This is a genomic window from Dysgonomonas termitidis, from assembly GCF_042654545.1.
Taxonomy (GTDB): Bacteria; Bacteroidota; Bacteroidia; order Bacteroidales; family Dysgonomonadaceae; genus Dysgonomonas; species Dysgonomonas termitidis.
This window is the reverse complement of sequence record NZ_JBHSGN010000071.1, coordinates 57,548-71,633: the sequence shown is the minus strand read 5'-3', so window position 1 is coordinate 71,633 and position 14,086 is coordinate 57,548. Positions and strand designations below refer to the sequence as shown.

Genomic DNA, 14,086 nt, shown 5'->3' with positions numbered 1-14,086 from the left:
CGTCTGACATAAAAGGTAATTAATGGTATATATCATTATAAAAGGTTTGTTTATCGGATTCTTATCTTCAGCTCCAATGGGGCCTGTGGGTATGCTTTGCATACAGCGCACCCTGAATGAAGGCAGAAAAAACGGTTTAATAACGGGTATAGGCGCTGTGGTAGGCGATATGCTGATAGCGTTGTTAGCCATTGTTGCCGCTCTGGGACTGGGTTTCAGCACGGAATTTATCCAACAGCACGAAGGTCCGCTCAAAGTCGTGGGTAGTATTGTCCTCATCGTTTTCGGATATATCGTATTTAACAAAAACCCCTCGAAAAGCCTCACAAAACTAAAAGAGAAGTCGGTCTCTACCTGGACAGTGTTCATTTCTTCTCTTATCCTTACCGTTTCCAATATTGCCACCTTATTCCTTTATATAGCACTCTTTGCCCGGTTCAATGTTATTGATGCCGATAAACCTTTCGGTTACGACCTCATAACGATTCTGTTTATCGGGATAGGAGCATTTCTGTGGTGGTTGCTGGTAACCTACTTTGTGAATAAACTGCGTAGCCGGTTCAACCCGAGAGGATTACAGATATTTAACCGGATAATAGGACTGTTACTTATCGGATTAGGAGTTGCCGGTATCATTACCGGAACACTGATGGGTATAGATTTCTTCTAATCACGCCCTTTCAGCCTGATCTTTATTCCATAGTGGCGAGTCATCAACTCTTCTGAAAACGGATCTTCTCCATGTATATATGCACTACCTTCATATCTTTCGAATTCGCAGGAAGCGACACCTTTCCGTTTGGCCTCTTCTATCTTTATTTCCCTTTCTTCCATTATATTCCTGAAGGTATTAATATCTTTTGCCGCCAGATAGAACGTGAAAAAAAAGCTGATGGTTCCTATTGTTATGACCGACAAGCGTAACTGACGCAGGAGTTTCTGACTGAAATCGAGGTTGTAATATAAAATCCCCGCCCCGACAATAAGAAAAGTGACAACACCGAACAATGCCCTGCGGGGAAAAGTAGGTGAAAACAACATCGCATACACTGCAGCGATAGCGGCTATGGAATAGATAATACTCAGTTTCAATTTATCGTTTCTCCCCCCTCCGGGAAAACGGTAGTATAATATATATATTACCAGACAACTCAAGATCAATGTGCCTGAATAAAAAAAGAATGTAAGTGTACAATTGAATAGCCTGTAGGCAATGACCGAGAAGCCAAATGCAGACTCCCCTGCCCTCTCAAAATTACCGGGAGCCAGAATCAAAATCGCATAGCCTATGATACCACCCAGCAACCCCGAAACAGCCCATACCGGTATTTTCCATTTATGCGACCTGTAATAGATAAAGAAAAAGGCTATAATAAGGACCATCGCGCCTGCTGTATTCTCGTTGGTCCATCCGGCGATAATACCGGAAAGAAAAAGCCCTGCCGATACCAGTATCTTCCCTGCGACATTTAATTCGCCCCCTTTATAAAAACGGTATGGAAGCAGAAATAAAAGAATAAGGAACGTACACCATAGATAATTAGCCGAACCCGTAAGCCATAATACCGTATCTCCAAATACAGGTTGCATAAACCAGATGGCTAAGTTGATGAATATGAACAGGGATAAACTCGCCTTGTTTCGTCCTGTAACATGAAAATAGATAAGAAGAGCGTAGCCCAGATACACCAATGTGTTCAATACATCGGCAAAATAAGCAGGCAATAATAGCAGTGCCTGCGCTATAAAATGCGCTACGCTGCGTCCTCCCCACTGATAATAGTGATTAATCTGGGACTGGACAATATCTCCTATAGACGCGACACGTATGTTTTCTCCATAGATAAACAGATAGGCAAAATCATCGGATATAAGCGGGGTAAGTATATTCAGAAAGAGTAAAGCAGAAAGGCAGAAAAGAACTGTCAGAGTCCACAGGAATGACTTTTTCAGCTTGCTATCGCCTATCCTGTCAATTACACGCTCTGTCCTGGTATATATATCCTTTAGTGAAGAAAGAGCACGTTCAAATGTATTTGATTGTATATTCATCCGTTATACGTTATATCTATGCAAATGTAGTATAAAAAACAAAAGCTACAAGCTTTACGGTTTGCGTCATTAGCACATTTCCGGATCAGGGTATTGGCAAAGCTGCCAATCTGCCAATTGATTTACTTTCGGATAAAGAAGAATATATCCGGATTATTTCTTAAATTAGGGCTCTGTACTTTCAATAAAAAACCGAAGAATTATGGATAAAATAAAATGGGGAATAATTGGAGCCGGGAATGTATGTGAAAAGAAAAGCGGCCCTGCCTTTTACAAAATAGAACATTCTGAACTTGCTGCCGTAATGCGCCGCGATGAAACCAAAGTAAAAGATTTTGCCGCCCGTCATGGTGTGAGTAAATACTATACGGATGCAGAGCAGTTAATAAATGACGCCGGCGTAAATATGATATATGTGGCCACTCCGCCCGCATCACATAAGGAATACGCCATCAAAGCCCTGAAAGCGGGAAAACCTGTCTATGTGGAAAAACCGATGGCGATGAGCTATGCAGAATGTATGGAAATAGTGGATGCTGCCAAAAATGCGAACCAGAAACTATTCGTAGCTTTCTACCGTCGCGCCCTGCCCTATTTCCTGAAAGTAAAAGAATTGATCGACAATAACAGAATAGGAAAAGTCCTGACTGTTGATGTAAAGTATTTCCGTCCGGCCAGTGAATCCGATATGGATACCCGGAATCAAACATGGCGTGTGAACAGGGAGATCGCAGGAGACGGCTATTTCTTCGATCTGGCCCCGCATACGCTCGACATCCTCGATTTCCTGTTGGGGGAGATAGAAGAAGCTAAAGGATATGCACAGAATCTCGGAGGTTATTATTCCGTTTCGGACACTATATCTGCGATTATGCAGTTCAAATCAGGAGTCACAGGCACAGGACAATGGTGTTTCGTTTCATCCGGACATGCCCGGCAGGATACAATCATTATCAACGGTACTGATGGATTTATCCGTTTCAACACATTCGACTTCCGTCCTATTTGCCTGACCACGGCAAAAGGAACCGAACTGTTCGAAACCGAACATCCCGAACATATCCAGCAGCCGCTTATTCAAACCATTGTCGATGAATTGAGGGGTGCAGGAACCTGTCCGTCTACAGGAATATCAGGCGCAAGGACGTCAAGGGTGATGGATATGATAATCAACCCCTCCTAGCCTCCCCAAAGGAGCCGGGTGGCTGGTTATCTTAACCGGTTTCTTTCGAACAAGACCCTTGAGCAGGTCCAGTATATAACGACACTGATAAGACATAAACCGGATGCGACAAGGTATAAGGTCTCGAATGAAAAGAAGCCTGTAATATATCCGCCTAACAACATGCCTATTGCCAACCCGAGATCGAAACCGATAAGATACGTGGAGTTGGCAGTTCCCCGCTGACTGTTTTCGGCAAGGTTTATATACAGGGTCTGCAAAGCCGGAAACATCATCCCGAAACCGACACCGATAAACAGCCCCGATATACAGAATGCATAAATATTGTGTATAGTGGCAAAAGCGAAGAATGCAATAGCCACAATGGCCATTGCCGATACATTCACCTCATGTATTTTACCCCTGTCTACCAGCTTACCCGCGAATACCCGAGATGCGATGATACCGCCCGCCCAGAACAGGAAGAAGATACCGGCATTAAATATCCCGATCTGCTTCCCGTATTGCGCTACAAAAGGGCCTATTGTACCCCAGGCAAAACACGGCAGCAACTGATTGAGAAATACAGGCCAGCCTTTCAGGAGGAAAAAACGGTCCAGCGAAAGTTTTTGGGCTTGTTCTATTTTGGGCCTTTCAGGTGCTTTAATCATCGCAGTGGCCACAATACCCAATGTTCCCATAGCAATGGCGCACCAAAGTAATATCTGAAAGCCCCAGTTATTGTATATATGTATTGCGACGAAAGGCCCTATGGCCATTGCCACATTCATAAAAGTACCATAATAACCTATGCCCTCAGCCCGCCGCTCGGTTGGTACTACGTCTATCGCCAGTGTACTGGACGATACGGTGGAAAGCCCCCATGTAATACCGTGCAGGAAGCGCACAAGGATAAAAAGCATGACTGTTGTAGCCCAGAAGTAACCGAAAAAGATAAGGACATAGCATGAAAAAGCTATTAGGAGAACTTTCTTCCGGGAATACAAATCGACTATATAACCGGAGAATGGACGAACAAACATAAGGGCAATAGCATATGATGCCAGTACGATCCCCGTTTTAGACTGGGCAACTCCCATCTGCTCTGTTATGTAAAGAGGGATAGAGGGCATCAGTAAATTGAATGAACAGGCCATCAGGAAGTTTGCAAGGCAAACATTCAGATAGCTTAACGACCATAGCTTCGGTTTCGCAATTTGGATTTCCATAACACATTAACGTTACAGGAGGTCACTAAGTTCCATCCAGCGCATTGTTTTTTCATCTATCTCATCAATCAATTCGCTGATGCGGTTCGATTTGGATAGCAATTTGTCAGTAGAAAGAGTTCCGCTCGACAATTCGTTTTCAAGTTTCTCTTTTTCCTCTTCCAGTTTCGGAATCAGGACATCAAGTTCTTCAAATTCCCGTTTTTCCTTGAACGACAGCTTTTTTTTATCATCACTCTTCGGTGATACAGCCTGAGGCTTATTTTCTTTTGGCTTCGCGGACAGCTCTTTTTCTTTCTCAATGGTTTCCTGTATCTCTTTCCATTCCCTGTATTCAGTATAATTACCCGGAAAGTCTTTAATCTTCGCGTTCCCCTGAAAAGCAAGCAGATGGTCTACCACTTTATCCATGAAATAACGGTCGTGGGAAACCACTATCACACAGCCTTTAAACTGTTGCAGGTATTCTTCCAATATATTGAGCGTGACGATATCCAGATCATTGGTAGGCTCATCCAATACCAGGAAATTAGGATTGGTTATCAGCACCGTACACAAATACAGGCGGCGTTTCTCTCCTCCCGACAACTTATAGACAAAATTATGCTGCTTTTCGGGCGGAAACAGGAAATGTTGCAGGAATTGGGATGCTGTCAGACGGTTGCCATTACCTAAATCAATAACCTCAGCTATATTTTGTATCACATCCAGCACTTTCATTTGTTCATCGAACTTTAGTCCGTCCTGACTGTAATAACCGAATTTCACCGTCTCGCCGATATCGAAATTTCCTTTATCGGGAGCAACTTCCCCCATCAGCATTTTTATAAAAGTAGATTTCCCTGTCCCGTTATTACCGACAATCCCCAGCTTTTCATAACGGGCAAATACATAATTGAAATCCTCTACAATCTTAATATCGCCAAAAGCCTTATATACATGCTTCGCCTCAAATATCTTGTTACCGATATAGGAGCCTTTCATTTGCAACTGGACGTTTCCGGCATCACGCACCTGTTGTGCTTTTTTCTCCAGATCGTAGAATGCGTCGATTCGCGATTTTGCCTTTGTCCCCCGTGCCTGCGGCTGGCGGCGCATCCATTCGAGTTCCTTGCGCATAAGGTTATTGGCCCGGTCTATCTCCACATTCTGAGCGCTGACCCGTTCATCCCTTTTTTCAAGGTAATAAGAATAATTTCCTTTATATTGGTAGAGCTGCTGCTGGTCTATCTCTATAATCTCGTTGCAAACCCGGTCGAGGAAATAACGGTCATGCGTAACCATCAACAGGCTAAGGCGCGAACGTTGAAGATATTCCTCCAGCCATTCCACCATATCCAGATCGAGGTGGTTGGTAGGCTCATCCAGTATAATAAGGTCAGGTTCGGTAATCAGCACATTGGCAAGGGCTACCCGCTTGAGCTGCCCTCCCGATAATTCTGAAATTTTCTGTTCGAAATCCGTAATCTTGAGTTGTGCCAGAATCTGCTTTGCCCTATGCTCATAGTCCCATGCCTGCAACATATCCATCTTTTGCAGGATATTATCGAGATTGGAATGGTCTTTTGAATTTATCACTTTCTCATATTCCGCAATCAGTTCCGTGATCTCGTTTCCTGAACTAAAACAAGCCTGCAAAACAGTAAGATCGCCAGGATATACAGGGTCCTGCTCCAGATAAGCCACGCGTAAATCGCGACGGAAAACAACCGCGCCGTTATCGTACGATTCCCTTCCGACAAGTATATTGAGTAAAGTAGTTTTGCCCGAACCATTTTTTGCGATCAATCCTATACGTTCTCCTTCAGCTATTCCGAAAGATATTTCACGAAACAGTATAAGGTCGCCAAAGCTTTTTGTTAGTCCGTCTACCTGTAAAAAAGATGCCATAGAAAAATTTTTAGACAAAGGTAAGCAAAAAGAGAGAGTTTGCAGTCCATTATATTTATTCTGTAAAAATCAATTTATTTTAGGGACGTTTATCTATATACCAAAAGCGTTCTTTCTCATTTTTAGATTACTCTGTTACAAAAAAGTCGACGGATTACCAGTAGACGAGATACAAGATACGAGTTGTTAACTGCTGACTGTTTACTGTTCACTGATATATCTGTTACCTTTGTTACCTTTTAACAGTTACGAGTTACTTCGCCCTTCGGGCAGTTACGAGTTACAAGTTGGCTGGCGTTTTGTTTTGTTTCACGCAAAGACGCAAAGGCGCAAAGTTTTACATCTTACGAGTTGTTGACTGATGACTGATGACTGCTAACTGTTAACTGATATTATCTGTTACCTTTGTTACCTTTTGCGCCTTAGCGTCTCTGGATGAAATACTGTTGACTGCTAACTGTTGACTGTTGACTGAAAAAACTGTTACCTTTGTTACTTTTTAACGATATATAGTAAATAAAACACAAACAGACTTTACTTTTTGAACTATGGATAACAAAACAAAACTGAATATCAAAGACTGGGCAGAAGAAGACCGTCCGAGGGAAAAAATGCTTATGAAAGGAGCCGGAGCATTGTCCGACGCCGAATTGCTGGGTATCCTTATTGGTTCGGGAAATAAGAACGAGACTGCGGTCGAACTGGCGCAACGCATCCTCCATAGCGTATCCAATAATCTGAATATATTGGGTAAGCAGGAGATAAAAGACCTCATCAAGAACTTTAACGGTATCGGCGAGGCTAAAGCGATAACCATAGCTGCAGCGATGGAGCTGGGAAAACGCAGGAAACTATCGGAAGTAGTTGTGCAGCCGCAGATAACATCGAGTGAAACAGTCTATCAGATGTTCCATCCTATACTGGCTGACCTGAGGCACGAGGAAGTCTGGGTATTATTATTGAACAGAGCGAATAAGGTATTGAAGAAAATACAGGTTAGCAAAGGAGGTGTTACCGGTACTGTCGCCGATATCCGCATGATAATGAAAGAAGCGATAGATTCTCTTGCTTCGGCTATGGTACTTTGTCATAATCATCCGTCGGGCAACTCTGATCCGAGCGGTGATGATGATAATATTACCCTCCGGCTGAAAGAGGCAGGGCAAATAATGGACGTCAGGCTTCTCGATCATATTATAGTGTGCGACCATTCATATTACAGCTATATGGACAGAGGGAGGATGTAGGACATTGGGTACTCAAAAAACTCACGACTTATAACTCATAACTTGTAACTTAGTATTACCTTTGTGGCACGAAACAATTAGAAGAGAGTATTTAATGACGCGCTTGAAACTATGACAATCAGCCGTCATTATACTTGAATAGTTAATAAAGAGGCTTGCAGCCTTAAAATAGTTATAAACTAATAATATCCGGAATTGTTTATAACAAATATAAATTTGAATTATGAGCGAATTACTAAACTTAGAAGTAAAAATAGTAAACATGTTGAAAACTGTTTACGATCCCGAAATACCTGTCAATGTTTACGATCTCGGCCTTATTTATGAGGTGGAGGTAGATGACGATAATAATGTGACTATCACAATGACGCTGACTGCGCCCAATTGCCCTGCTGCCGACTTTATTCTCGAAGATGTAAGGTATAAGGTAGAATCTATCCGGGAAGTGAATAATGTCATAGTTAATCTGACATTCGAACCCCAGTGGAACAAGGATATGTTGAGCGAGGAAGCCAAACTGGAATTAGGATTTTTATAAACAGGACAGAGTGGGGAAGAAAGTCTATTTCTTATCAGATGTACATTTAGGGTCTGCTTTTCACAAAAAGAATGTGGATAAGCATCAGCAAATGACCCTGCCTTCGGTCAAAGTCGACAATCATTATTTTCCACAACACGAAGTGGAGAGAAAGCTTTGCCGGTGGCTCGATATGGTTAAAGGCGATGCTCAGACAATTTATCTGCTCGGGGATATTTTCGACTATTGGTTCGAATACCGTAATGTAGTACCCCGCGGTTTTGTCCGTTTCCTGGGAAAAATTGCCGAGCTGACAGATATGGATATCGAAGTGCACTTTTTTATCGGCAACCACGACATCTGGGTTACGGACTATCTTTATAAAGAATGTGGGATGATCGTCCATACTCAGCCCTTAGTCAGGGATATTCATGGTAAGAAGTTTTTTCTGGCGCATGGAGACGGATTAGGAGATAACTCCGCATCATTCAAACTTTTGCGAGCTCTTTTCCATAATAAGTTTTGCCGGAAACTTTATGCTGCCATTCATCCCAGATGGACAGTAGGCTTTGCCCAGTGGTGGTCGAATCATAACCGTGAAAATGATGAGATGCCTGATTATTTCGGTGAAGATAAGGAACATCTCGTTCTTTTTGCAAAGAATCATCTGAAGCTTGCTCCCAATATCAATTACTTCATATTCGGACACCGCCATATTATGCTCGACCTTATGCTCTCGATGCAAAGCAGGATTGTAATATTGGGTGACTGGATTAAATACTTCTCCTATGGGGTTTTTGATGGAGAGAATTTCTCACTGGAAATCTTCGAAGAGTCGGAAGAAAGCAGATAGGTTGTAGAAAAAATGAGGACTTATAACTCATAACTTACAACTTAATACTACCTTTGCATCCGAGTTAATTTAGGAGGTTATCATTATGAAAATGGTAAAAGGTATCTTTATCATTCTTATATTCTATTTTCTGGGACAAGGTATCAGTTATGTGATTAATGGATTTGTGCCGGGGAATATTATCGGAATGATCCTATTGTTCTTCAGTCTTTACTTCAAAGCTATCAAACCAGACTATGTGAAGGATGTCGCCAATGCTTTTACCCGCAATATGGCTATATTTTTTATCCCTGCCGGTGCCGGGTTAATCGGCTCTTACGGACTGATTAGCAAATTCTGGATGTCTATCCTTATTATATGTTCGGTAAGTACAGTTTTGGTTATTGCCGTGGTTGCCGTCATTCAACAACAAATGGAGAGGAGAAGAAAATGAAAGCACTATTTGAATCCACAGAATTTATACTCCTGCTCATTTTCGGGAGTTATCTTTTTGGGCAGTGGGTTTTCAAGAAGACAAAGATAGGCTTGTTACACCCGCTCATCATATCGATCGCTATCATTATCGCTTTCCTGAAAATATCCGGTATCAGCTACCAGACTTTCGAACGGGGAAGTGAATTTGTCAGCTTTATGCTAGGCCCTTCGGTCGTAGCTTTGGGATACGTGTTATACGAACAACTGGCTTACCTGAAAGGGAATGTCGTATCCATACTCACATCAGTGTTTATAGGCAGTGTCGTCGGAATTATGAGTGTTATTATACTTGCGAAACTGACAGGTGCAGACCAGATACTTATCCACAGTCTTGAGCCTAAATCAGTAACCACGCCTATTGCCATGAGTATAGCCCAGCAATCGGGCGGAAATGTTTCGCTTACGGCTGTAATAGTAGTAGCTTGTGGTATCTTCGGAAGTATTGTCGGTCCGCCGATATTGCGCCTGCTTGGCATTAAGAGCAGTGTTGCCAGAGGTCTAGCGATGGGAGCATCTGCTCATGGGGTCGGAACTGCCAAAGCGATGGAGATGGGGGTAATAGAAGGAGCTCTCAGTGGACTGGCTATCGGACTAATGGGAGTAATGACGGCCTTACTGATTCCTATCGTACATCAATTGTTTTCATGAGTTGTTTCAACTCTTTTTGTGCTTGCAAAACGTTTCGGGCCCCCTATTTTTATAAACAGAGAGCCCGATTTTATTCTTAACCGAAAGACTTAACCTTTCACACGTTCTACATACGAACCATCTTTCGTGCTGATCTTGATCTTATCGCCTTCATTGATGAAAAGCGGTACACGTACCTCCGCACCGGTTTCCACAGTTGCGGGTTTCAATGTGTTGGTAGCTGTATCACCTTTCATTCCGGGCTCGGTATATGTAACCTCTAAGATAACATTAGTCGGCATCTCGGCTGTCAGTATCGCTTCTGTTTCTGCATGTACCTGTACCTCTACCTTGTCACCTTCTTTCAGGAATGCCACCCCTTCAATCATATCTCCGGCAATGGAAATCTGCTCGAAAGTCTCGGTATTCATGAAATTATAACCCATATCGTCCTGATAAAGATATTGATAAGGACGTCTTTCGATACGCACTTCGTCGAGTTTCACCCCGGCATTGAATGTCCTTTCCAGAACACGTCCGGTAGTAACGCTACGCATTTTTGTACGGACAAAAGCTGCGCCTTTACCCGGTTTTACGTGAAGAAACTCAATAATAACATAGTATTGCCCGTCGATGTCGATGCACATACCATTTCTTATATCTGCTGTTGTTGCCATTAATTGTATTTTATGTTTAGATTAAAAAAATTCGAGTTGCAAAGATAATTAAAAACAGTTACGAGTTATGAGTTATAAGTTATGAATTAAGGGTTTTCGCCCAAAAACTCCCAACTTATAACCCATAATTTATAACTTATTTTACAAATCCCCTGTTTTTTAACAAGTAAATAGGATTTGGTTCTGCCCCTCTGAATTTTTTGTATAAAGTCATAGGTTCATCTGTTCCGCCTTTCGACAATACATTCTCACGGAACGACTTAGCTGTTGCCTGATCGAAGATATTACCCTTTTCCACAAAGGCCTGGAACGCGTCCGAATCCAGCACTTCCGACCATAAGTAACTATAATATCCTGCAGAATAGCCACCACTGAATACATGTTGGAAATATGTACTTCTGTATCGAGGTATAATTTCCGGTATCAGTCCTATTTCAGCCATTGCATCAGCTTCAAACTTGTCTACATCCAGTTTCTCAACACCCTCTGTCTGCTTAGGGTTAAAGTTTGGAGTAGCGGTTATTGTATACCATTTCATATCCAGAATAGCAGCCGCTACAAGTTCTGTAGTTCTGAATCCCTGATTGAAGTATCCTGCATTCTGGATTTTCTGTATCAATTCGTCAGGAATCACCTTACCCGTTTCATAATGTTTTGCATACATTTTCAACACTTCCGGCTCAAAAGCCCAGTGTTCCATCACCTGCGAAGGCAACTCCACAAAATCACGGTACACTGAAGTTCCCGAAAGCCCGTTATATGTACATTTAGACAAAAGCCCGTGCAATCCGTGACCAAATTCATGGAACATAGTTTCTACCTGATCCAGAGTAAGAAGTGCCGGTTTGCCATCTGTCGGTGGATTATAGTTTCCTACATTGTATATCAACGGGTGAACAAATTCTCCCTTGAATATTTCCTGCTTGCGGAAACTGCTCATCCATGCACCCGGACGTTTACCCTGACGCGCAAAGTCATCAAAGTATATCATACCGATAAAAGAACCATCAGCGTCATTTACCTCATATGCTTTTACATCTTGCTGATAAACCGGCACATCCGTTTTTTGCCTGAATGTAATGCCATACAATTTATTCGCAACGGCAAATACTCCTTCACGTACATTATCGGCTTTGAAATATGGTTTCAATGCATCTTCGTCCAAAGCATATTTTTCTTTACGCAGTTTTTCCGCATAATACGCCCAGTCCCAAGACTCGATCTTAATGTCCTTTCCTTCTTTTTTAGCTATTGCCTGCAATTCTGTCGCTTCTTTCTTTGCTTGCGGCAATGCATATTTCCAAATGCCGTTCAGCAGGTTCATCACATTATCCGGAGTCTTAGCCATTGTTTCTTCGAGAACGTAATCGGCATGCGTATCATAACCAAGTACATTAGCCTTTTCCAAACGAAGACTTACTATTTTCTTTATATTCTCTTTATTATCGAACTCGTTATTATTGTCGCCCCGCATATACATGGCTTTGTACAATTTCTCACGCAGTTCACGGTTGTCGGCATATTGAAGGAATGGTTCCCAGCTGGGCTTGCTCAGACCGAACATCCATTTGCCTTCCATTCCTTTATCTTTCGCCATTTTGGCTGCCGCCGCGATTATATCTTCCGGCAATCCGGCGAGGTCTTCTTTTTTATCTATTACCAGCTGATAATTATCTGTTTCTTTCAACAGGTTCTGATTGAAACTTAAAGCCGTAGAACTCAATTCTTTATTTATCTCGCGCAAACGGTCCTGTTTCGACCCGTCAAGCAATATACCTGAACGAACAAAACCTTTATAGGTTTTATCCAGCAACATTTTCTGTTCAGTGGTCAGATTAGCAGGTGCCGCGTCATATACAGTCTTGATACGGGCAAAAAGCTTTTCGTTAAAATTGATATTATCATAATGCTCTGTCCGCTTAGGAGTAATTTCTTTCTCAATACTTTGGTAAGTAGAATCGGACATTGTCCCTGTCATTACCGACAGCACTGCTCCTACCCTGTTCAACATCCTGCCCGATTCATCGAGCGCCACAATCGTATTTTCGAAAGTCGGGGCATCCGGGTTGTTTACGATGGAATCTATTTCGGCATTGTGCCTTTTCATTCCTTCTTCAAAAGCAGGCAGGTAATGCTCTGCTTTTATCTTGTCGAAAGGAGGCACACCATTAGGAGTACTAAACTCTGAAAAGAAAGGATTATCCGCATCCTTGGTACTTGTAGTATTACAAGAGTAAACCATAATTAAAAAACTAATAATAAATAGAAACTTCTTCATACAGTAGTATTTATGTGAATGAATTGATTTTTAGCAAAAATAGGTAAAAATTACTGTACGCTAAAACATAGAGATAAATATGAGAGATAAAAATCGGGAATATTAACAGATAATCCGATTAAAATCCTTAAACTTGTAAGAATATTTTTTCAAAACCATGAATAAACTGTTTATGAAACAAGGTTTACTCTATATCATACTACTTGTCGGTATCATTATATCCCCCGGATGCACAGAAAGCGTTGACAGTCAGTTGAAAAAGTTGTCGGAGGAGGCAAATACCAAATGTCCGAAAGTGCTGGATCAGTGGACAAGACTGGACAGTTGTGCCGCTTTCCCGAATCAGACGATAAGGTATTACCATACCCTGAGCGAAGTAACCATTACCGATACTACCCTTTTTAAATCGCAGTTACAGCCCCAGATAATAAGTTCGGTGAAAACAAATCCCGACATGAAGTTTTTCAGGGAAAACAATGTCACTATGCAATACGAATACAGGGATCAGACAGGCAAATATCTTTTCTCTGTAAACATTAGCCCGGAGACCTTATAAGTAACGGGACGAATTTAATATAACAACAAACAGGATTGCGATTTTACTAAAAAATAAATAATATGATACTAGACAGTTTAAAAAATGCAGAGGCGTACTACAAACTCCACCCTTTGTTTAAAAAAGCGTTTGAATACCTGAAATCGGTTGATTTCACCAATACGGAAACAGGCAAAACAGAAATTGAAGGTAAAGATCTTTTCCTGATGGTCAGCGATAGCGATATGAAGACTGAAGAAGATGCCAAAATGGAAGTACATAACAAATATATAGACATACAACTCCCGGTAAGCAAACCCGAAACATACGGATGGAAAGCCCGTGCGGAACTCAAAGAGGAACGTGACGCGTTTAATGAAGAAAAAGATATTCAATTCTTCTTCGATAAAGGTACGACTCTCGTTACGGCAGTACCGGGCGATTTCACTGTTTTCTTCCCCGAAGACGGGCATGCTCCTTGTATCGGTGAAGGGAAAATAAGAAAAGTTGTCGTAAAAATAAGATTATAAACAAATTATGAGTTA

At 41.8% G+C, this 14,086-nt stretch carries 14 protein-coding genes; 9 read left to right on the top strand and 5 right to left on the bottom strand.

Annotated elements, in window-relative coordinates; translation table 11 throughout:
• Nucleotides 1-22 precede the first annotated feature (22 nt).
• Nucleotides 23-670 (top strand): LysE family translocator, encoded by a 648-nt coding sequence (locus ACFO6W_RS11230; protein WP_379996410.1) that lies wholly within the window; start codon nt 23-25, stop codon nt 668-670.
• On the opposite strand, the gene ACFO6W_RS11225 is transcribed toward ACFO6W_RS11230, so the two are convergent.
• Nucleotides 667-2,052: a DUF3329 domain-containing protein gene (locus ACFO6W_RS11225; protein WP_379996408.1), complete on the bottom strand. Its 1,386-nt coding sequence runs from the start codon at nt 2,050-2,052 to the stop codon at nt 667-669. The two genes, ACFO6W_RS11230 and ACFO6W_RS11225, sit on opposite strands and share 4 nt — an antisense overlap.
• Before the next feature lie 202 nt (nt 2,053-2,254).
• On the opposite strand from ACFO6W_RS11225, the gene ACFO6W_RS11220 reads away from it, so the two are divergent.
• On the top strand, nt 2,255-3,235 hold the full coding sequence (locus ACFO6W_RS11220; RefSeq protein ID WP_379996406.1) for a Gfo/Idh/MocA family protein: 981 nt from the start codon (nt 2,255-2,257) through the stop codon (nt 3,233-3,235).
• Nucleotides 3,236-3,261: 26 nt separating this feature from the next.
• On the opposite strand, the gene ACFO6W_RS11215 is transcribed toward ACFO6W_RS11220, so the two are convergent.
• Together ACFO6W_RS11215 and ACFO6W_RS11210 are read right to left on the bottom strand one after the other, a co-directional pair.
• Nucleotides 3,262-4,443 carry an MFS transporter gene (locus ACFO6W_RS11215; RefSeq protein WP_379996404.1) on the bottom strand — a complete coding sequence of 394 codons (1,182 nt, stop codon included), beginning with the start codon at nt 4,441-4,443 and terminating at the stop codon, nt 3,262-3,264.
• Between the two features lie 12 nt (nt 4,444-4,455).
• A complete protein-coding gene (locus tag ACFO6W_RS11210; RefSeq protein WP_379996401.1) occupies nt 4,456-6,333 on the bottom strand; it encodes an ABC-F family ATP-binding cassette domain-containing protein in 1,878 nt (625 codons plus the stop codon).
• Between the two features lie 548 nt (nt 6,334-6,881).
• Here ACFO6W_RS11210 and radC point away from each other — a divergent pair.
• The 5 genes from radC (at nt 6,882) to ACFO6W_RS11185 (ending at nt 10,072) form a co-directional block, all read left to right on the top strand.
• Nucleotides 6,882-7,580, top strand: a complete 699-nt coding sequence (gene radC / locus ACFO6W_RS11205; protein ID WP_379996399.1) for a RadC family protein — start codon at nt 6,882-6,884, stop codon at nt 7,578-7,580.
• 223 nt (nt 7,581-7,803) lie between these two features.
• Nucleotides 7,804-8,118, top strand: a complete 315-nt coding sequence (locus ACFO6W_RS11200) for a metal-sulfur cluster assembly factor (protein ID WP_379996397.1) — start codon at nt 7,804-7,806, stop codon at nt 8,116-8,118.
• A gap of 10 nt (nt 8,119-8,128) precedes the next feature.
• On the top strand, nt 8,129-8,950 hold the full coding sequence (locus ACFO6W_RS11195) for a UDP-2,3-diacylglucosamine diphosphatase (RefSeq protein WP_379996394.1): 822 nt from the start codon (nt 8,129-8,131) through the stop codon (nt 8,948-8,950).
• Between the two features lie 85 nt (nt 8,951-9,035).
• Nucleotides 9,036-9,383: a CidA/LrgA family protein gene (locus ACFO6W_RS11190; RefSeq protein WP_379996392.1), complete on the top strand. Its 348-nt coding sequence runs from the start codon at nt 9,036-9,038 to the stop codon at nt 9,381-9,383.
• On the top strand, nt 9,380-10,072 hold the full coding sequence (locus tag ACFO6W_RS11185) for an LrgB family protein (protein WP_379996390.1): 693 nt from the start codon (nt 9,380-9,382) through the stop codon (nt 10,070-10,072). The genes ACFO6W_RS11190 and ACFO6W_RS11185 overlap by 4 nt, the downstream gene beginning before the upstream one ends.
• An 89-nt stretch (nt 10,073-10,161) precedes the next feature.
• On the opposite strand, the gene efp is transcribed toward ACFO6W_RS11185, so the two are convergent.
• Both efp and ACFO6W_RS11175 read right to left on the bottom strand, forming a co-directional pair.
• Nucleotides 10,162-10,728 carry an elongation factor P gene (efp, locus tag ACFO6W_RS11180; RefSeq protein WP_379996388.1) on the bottom strand — a complete coding sequence of 189 codons (567 nt, stop codon included), beginning with the start codon at nt 10,726-10,728 and terminating at the stop codon, nt 10,162-10,164.
• A gap of 136 nt (nt 10,729-10,864) precedes the next feature.
• A complete protein-coding gene (locus ACFO6W_RS11175) occupies nt 10,865-13,006 on the bottom strand; it encodes a M3 family metallopeptidase (protein WP_379996386.1) in 2,142 nt (713 codons plus the stop codon).
• A gap of 157 nt (nt 13,007-13,163) precedes the next feature.
• Between ACFO6W_RS11175 and ACFO6W_RS11170 the strand changes: the two genes are divergently transcribed.
• Nucleotides 13,164-13,562: a hypothetical protein gene (locus ACFO6W_RS11170; protein ID WP_379996384.1), complete on the top strand. Its 399-nt coding sequence runs from the start codon at nt 13,164-13,166 to the stop codon at nt 13,560-13,562.
• Nucleotides 13,563-13,624: 62 nt separating this feature from the next.
• The gene (locus tag ACFO6W_RS11165) at nt 13,625-14,071 is read left to right on the top strand and encodes a NanQ anomerase/TabA/YiaL family protein (RefSeq protein ID WP_379996382.1); all 447 of its coding nucleotides are present in this window, start codon (nt 13,625-13,627) and stop codon (nt 14,069-14,071) included.
• Nucleotides 14,072-14,086: the final 15 nt, after the last annotated feature.

Bases quoted from the DNA above. Each gene is read 5' to 3' on its own strand.
- ACFO6W_RS11165 (WP_379996382.1), top strand. From the start codon at position 13,625: ATGATACTAGACAGTTTAAAAAATGCAGAGGCGTACTACAAACTCCAC.
- ACFO6W_RS11210 (WP_379996401.1), bottom strand. From the start codon at position 6,333: ATGGCATCTTTTTTACAGGTAGACGGACTAACAAAAAGCTTTGGCGAC.
- ACFO6W_RS11215 (WP_379996404.1), bottom strand. From the start codon at position 4,443: ATGGAAATCCAAATTGCGAAACCGAAGCTATGGTCGTTAAGCTATCTG.
- ACFO6W_RS11170 (WP_379996384.1), top strand. From the start codon at position 13,164: ATGAATAAACTGTTTATGAAACAAGGTTTACTCTATATCATACTACTT.
- ACFO6W_RS11230 (WP_379996410.1), top strand. From the start codon at position 23: ATGGTATATATCATTATAAAAGGTTTGTTTATCGGATTCTTATCTTCA.
- ACFO6W_RS11190 (WP_379996392.1), top strand. From the start codon at position 9,036: ATGAAAATGGTAAAAGGTATCTTTATCATTCTTATATTCTATTTTCTG.
- ACFO6W_RS11185 (WP_379996390.1), top strand. From the start codon at position 9,380: ATGAAAGCACTATTTGAATCCACAGAATTTATACTCCTGCTCATTTTC.
- ACFO6W_RS11225 (WP_379996408.1), bottom strand. From the start codon at position 2,052: ATGAATATACAATCAAATACATTTGAACGTGCTCTTTCTTCACTAAAG.
- ACFO6W_RS11175 (WP_379996386.1), bottom strand. From the start codon at position 13,006: ATGAAGAAGTTTCTATTTATTATTAGTTTTTTAATTATGGTTTACTCT.
- efp (WP_379996388.1), bottom strand. From the start codon at position 10,728: ATGGCAACAACAGCAGATATAAGAAATGGTATGTGCATCGACATCGAC.
- ACFO6W_RS11200 (WP_379996397.1), top strand. From the start codon at position 7,804: ATGAGCGAATTACTAAACTTAGAAGTAAAAATAGTAAACATGTTGAAA.
- radC (WP_379996399.1), top strand. From the start codon at position 6,882: ATGGATAACAAAACAAAACTGAATATCAAAGACTGGGCAGAAGAAGAC.
- ACFO6W_RS11220 (WP_379996406.1), top strand. From the start codon at position 2,255: ATGGATAAAATAAAATGGGGAATAATTGGAGCCGGGAATGTATGTGAA.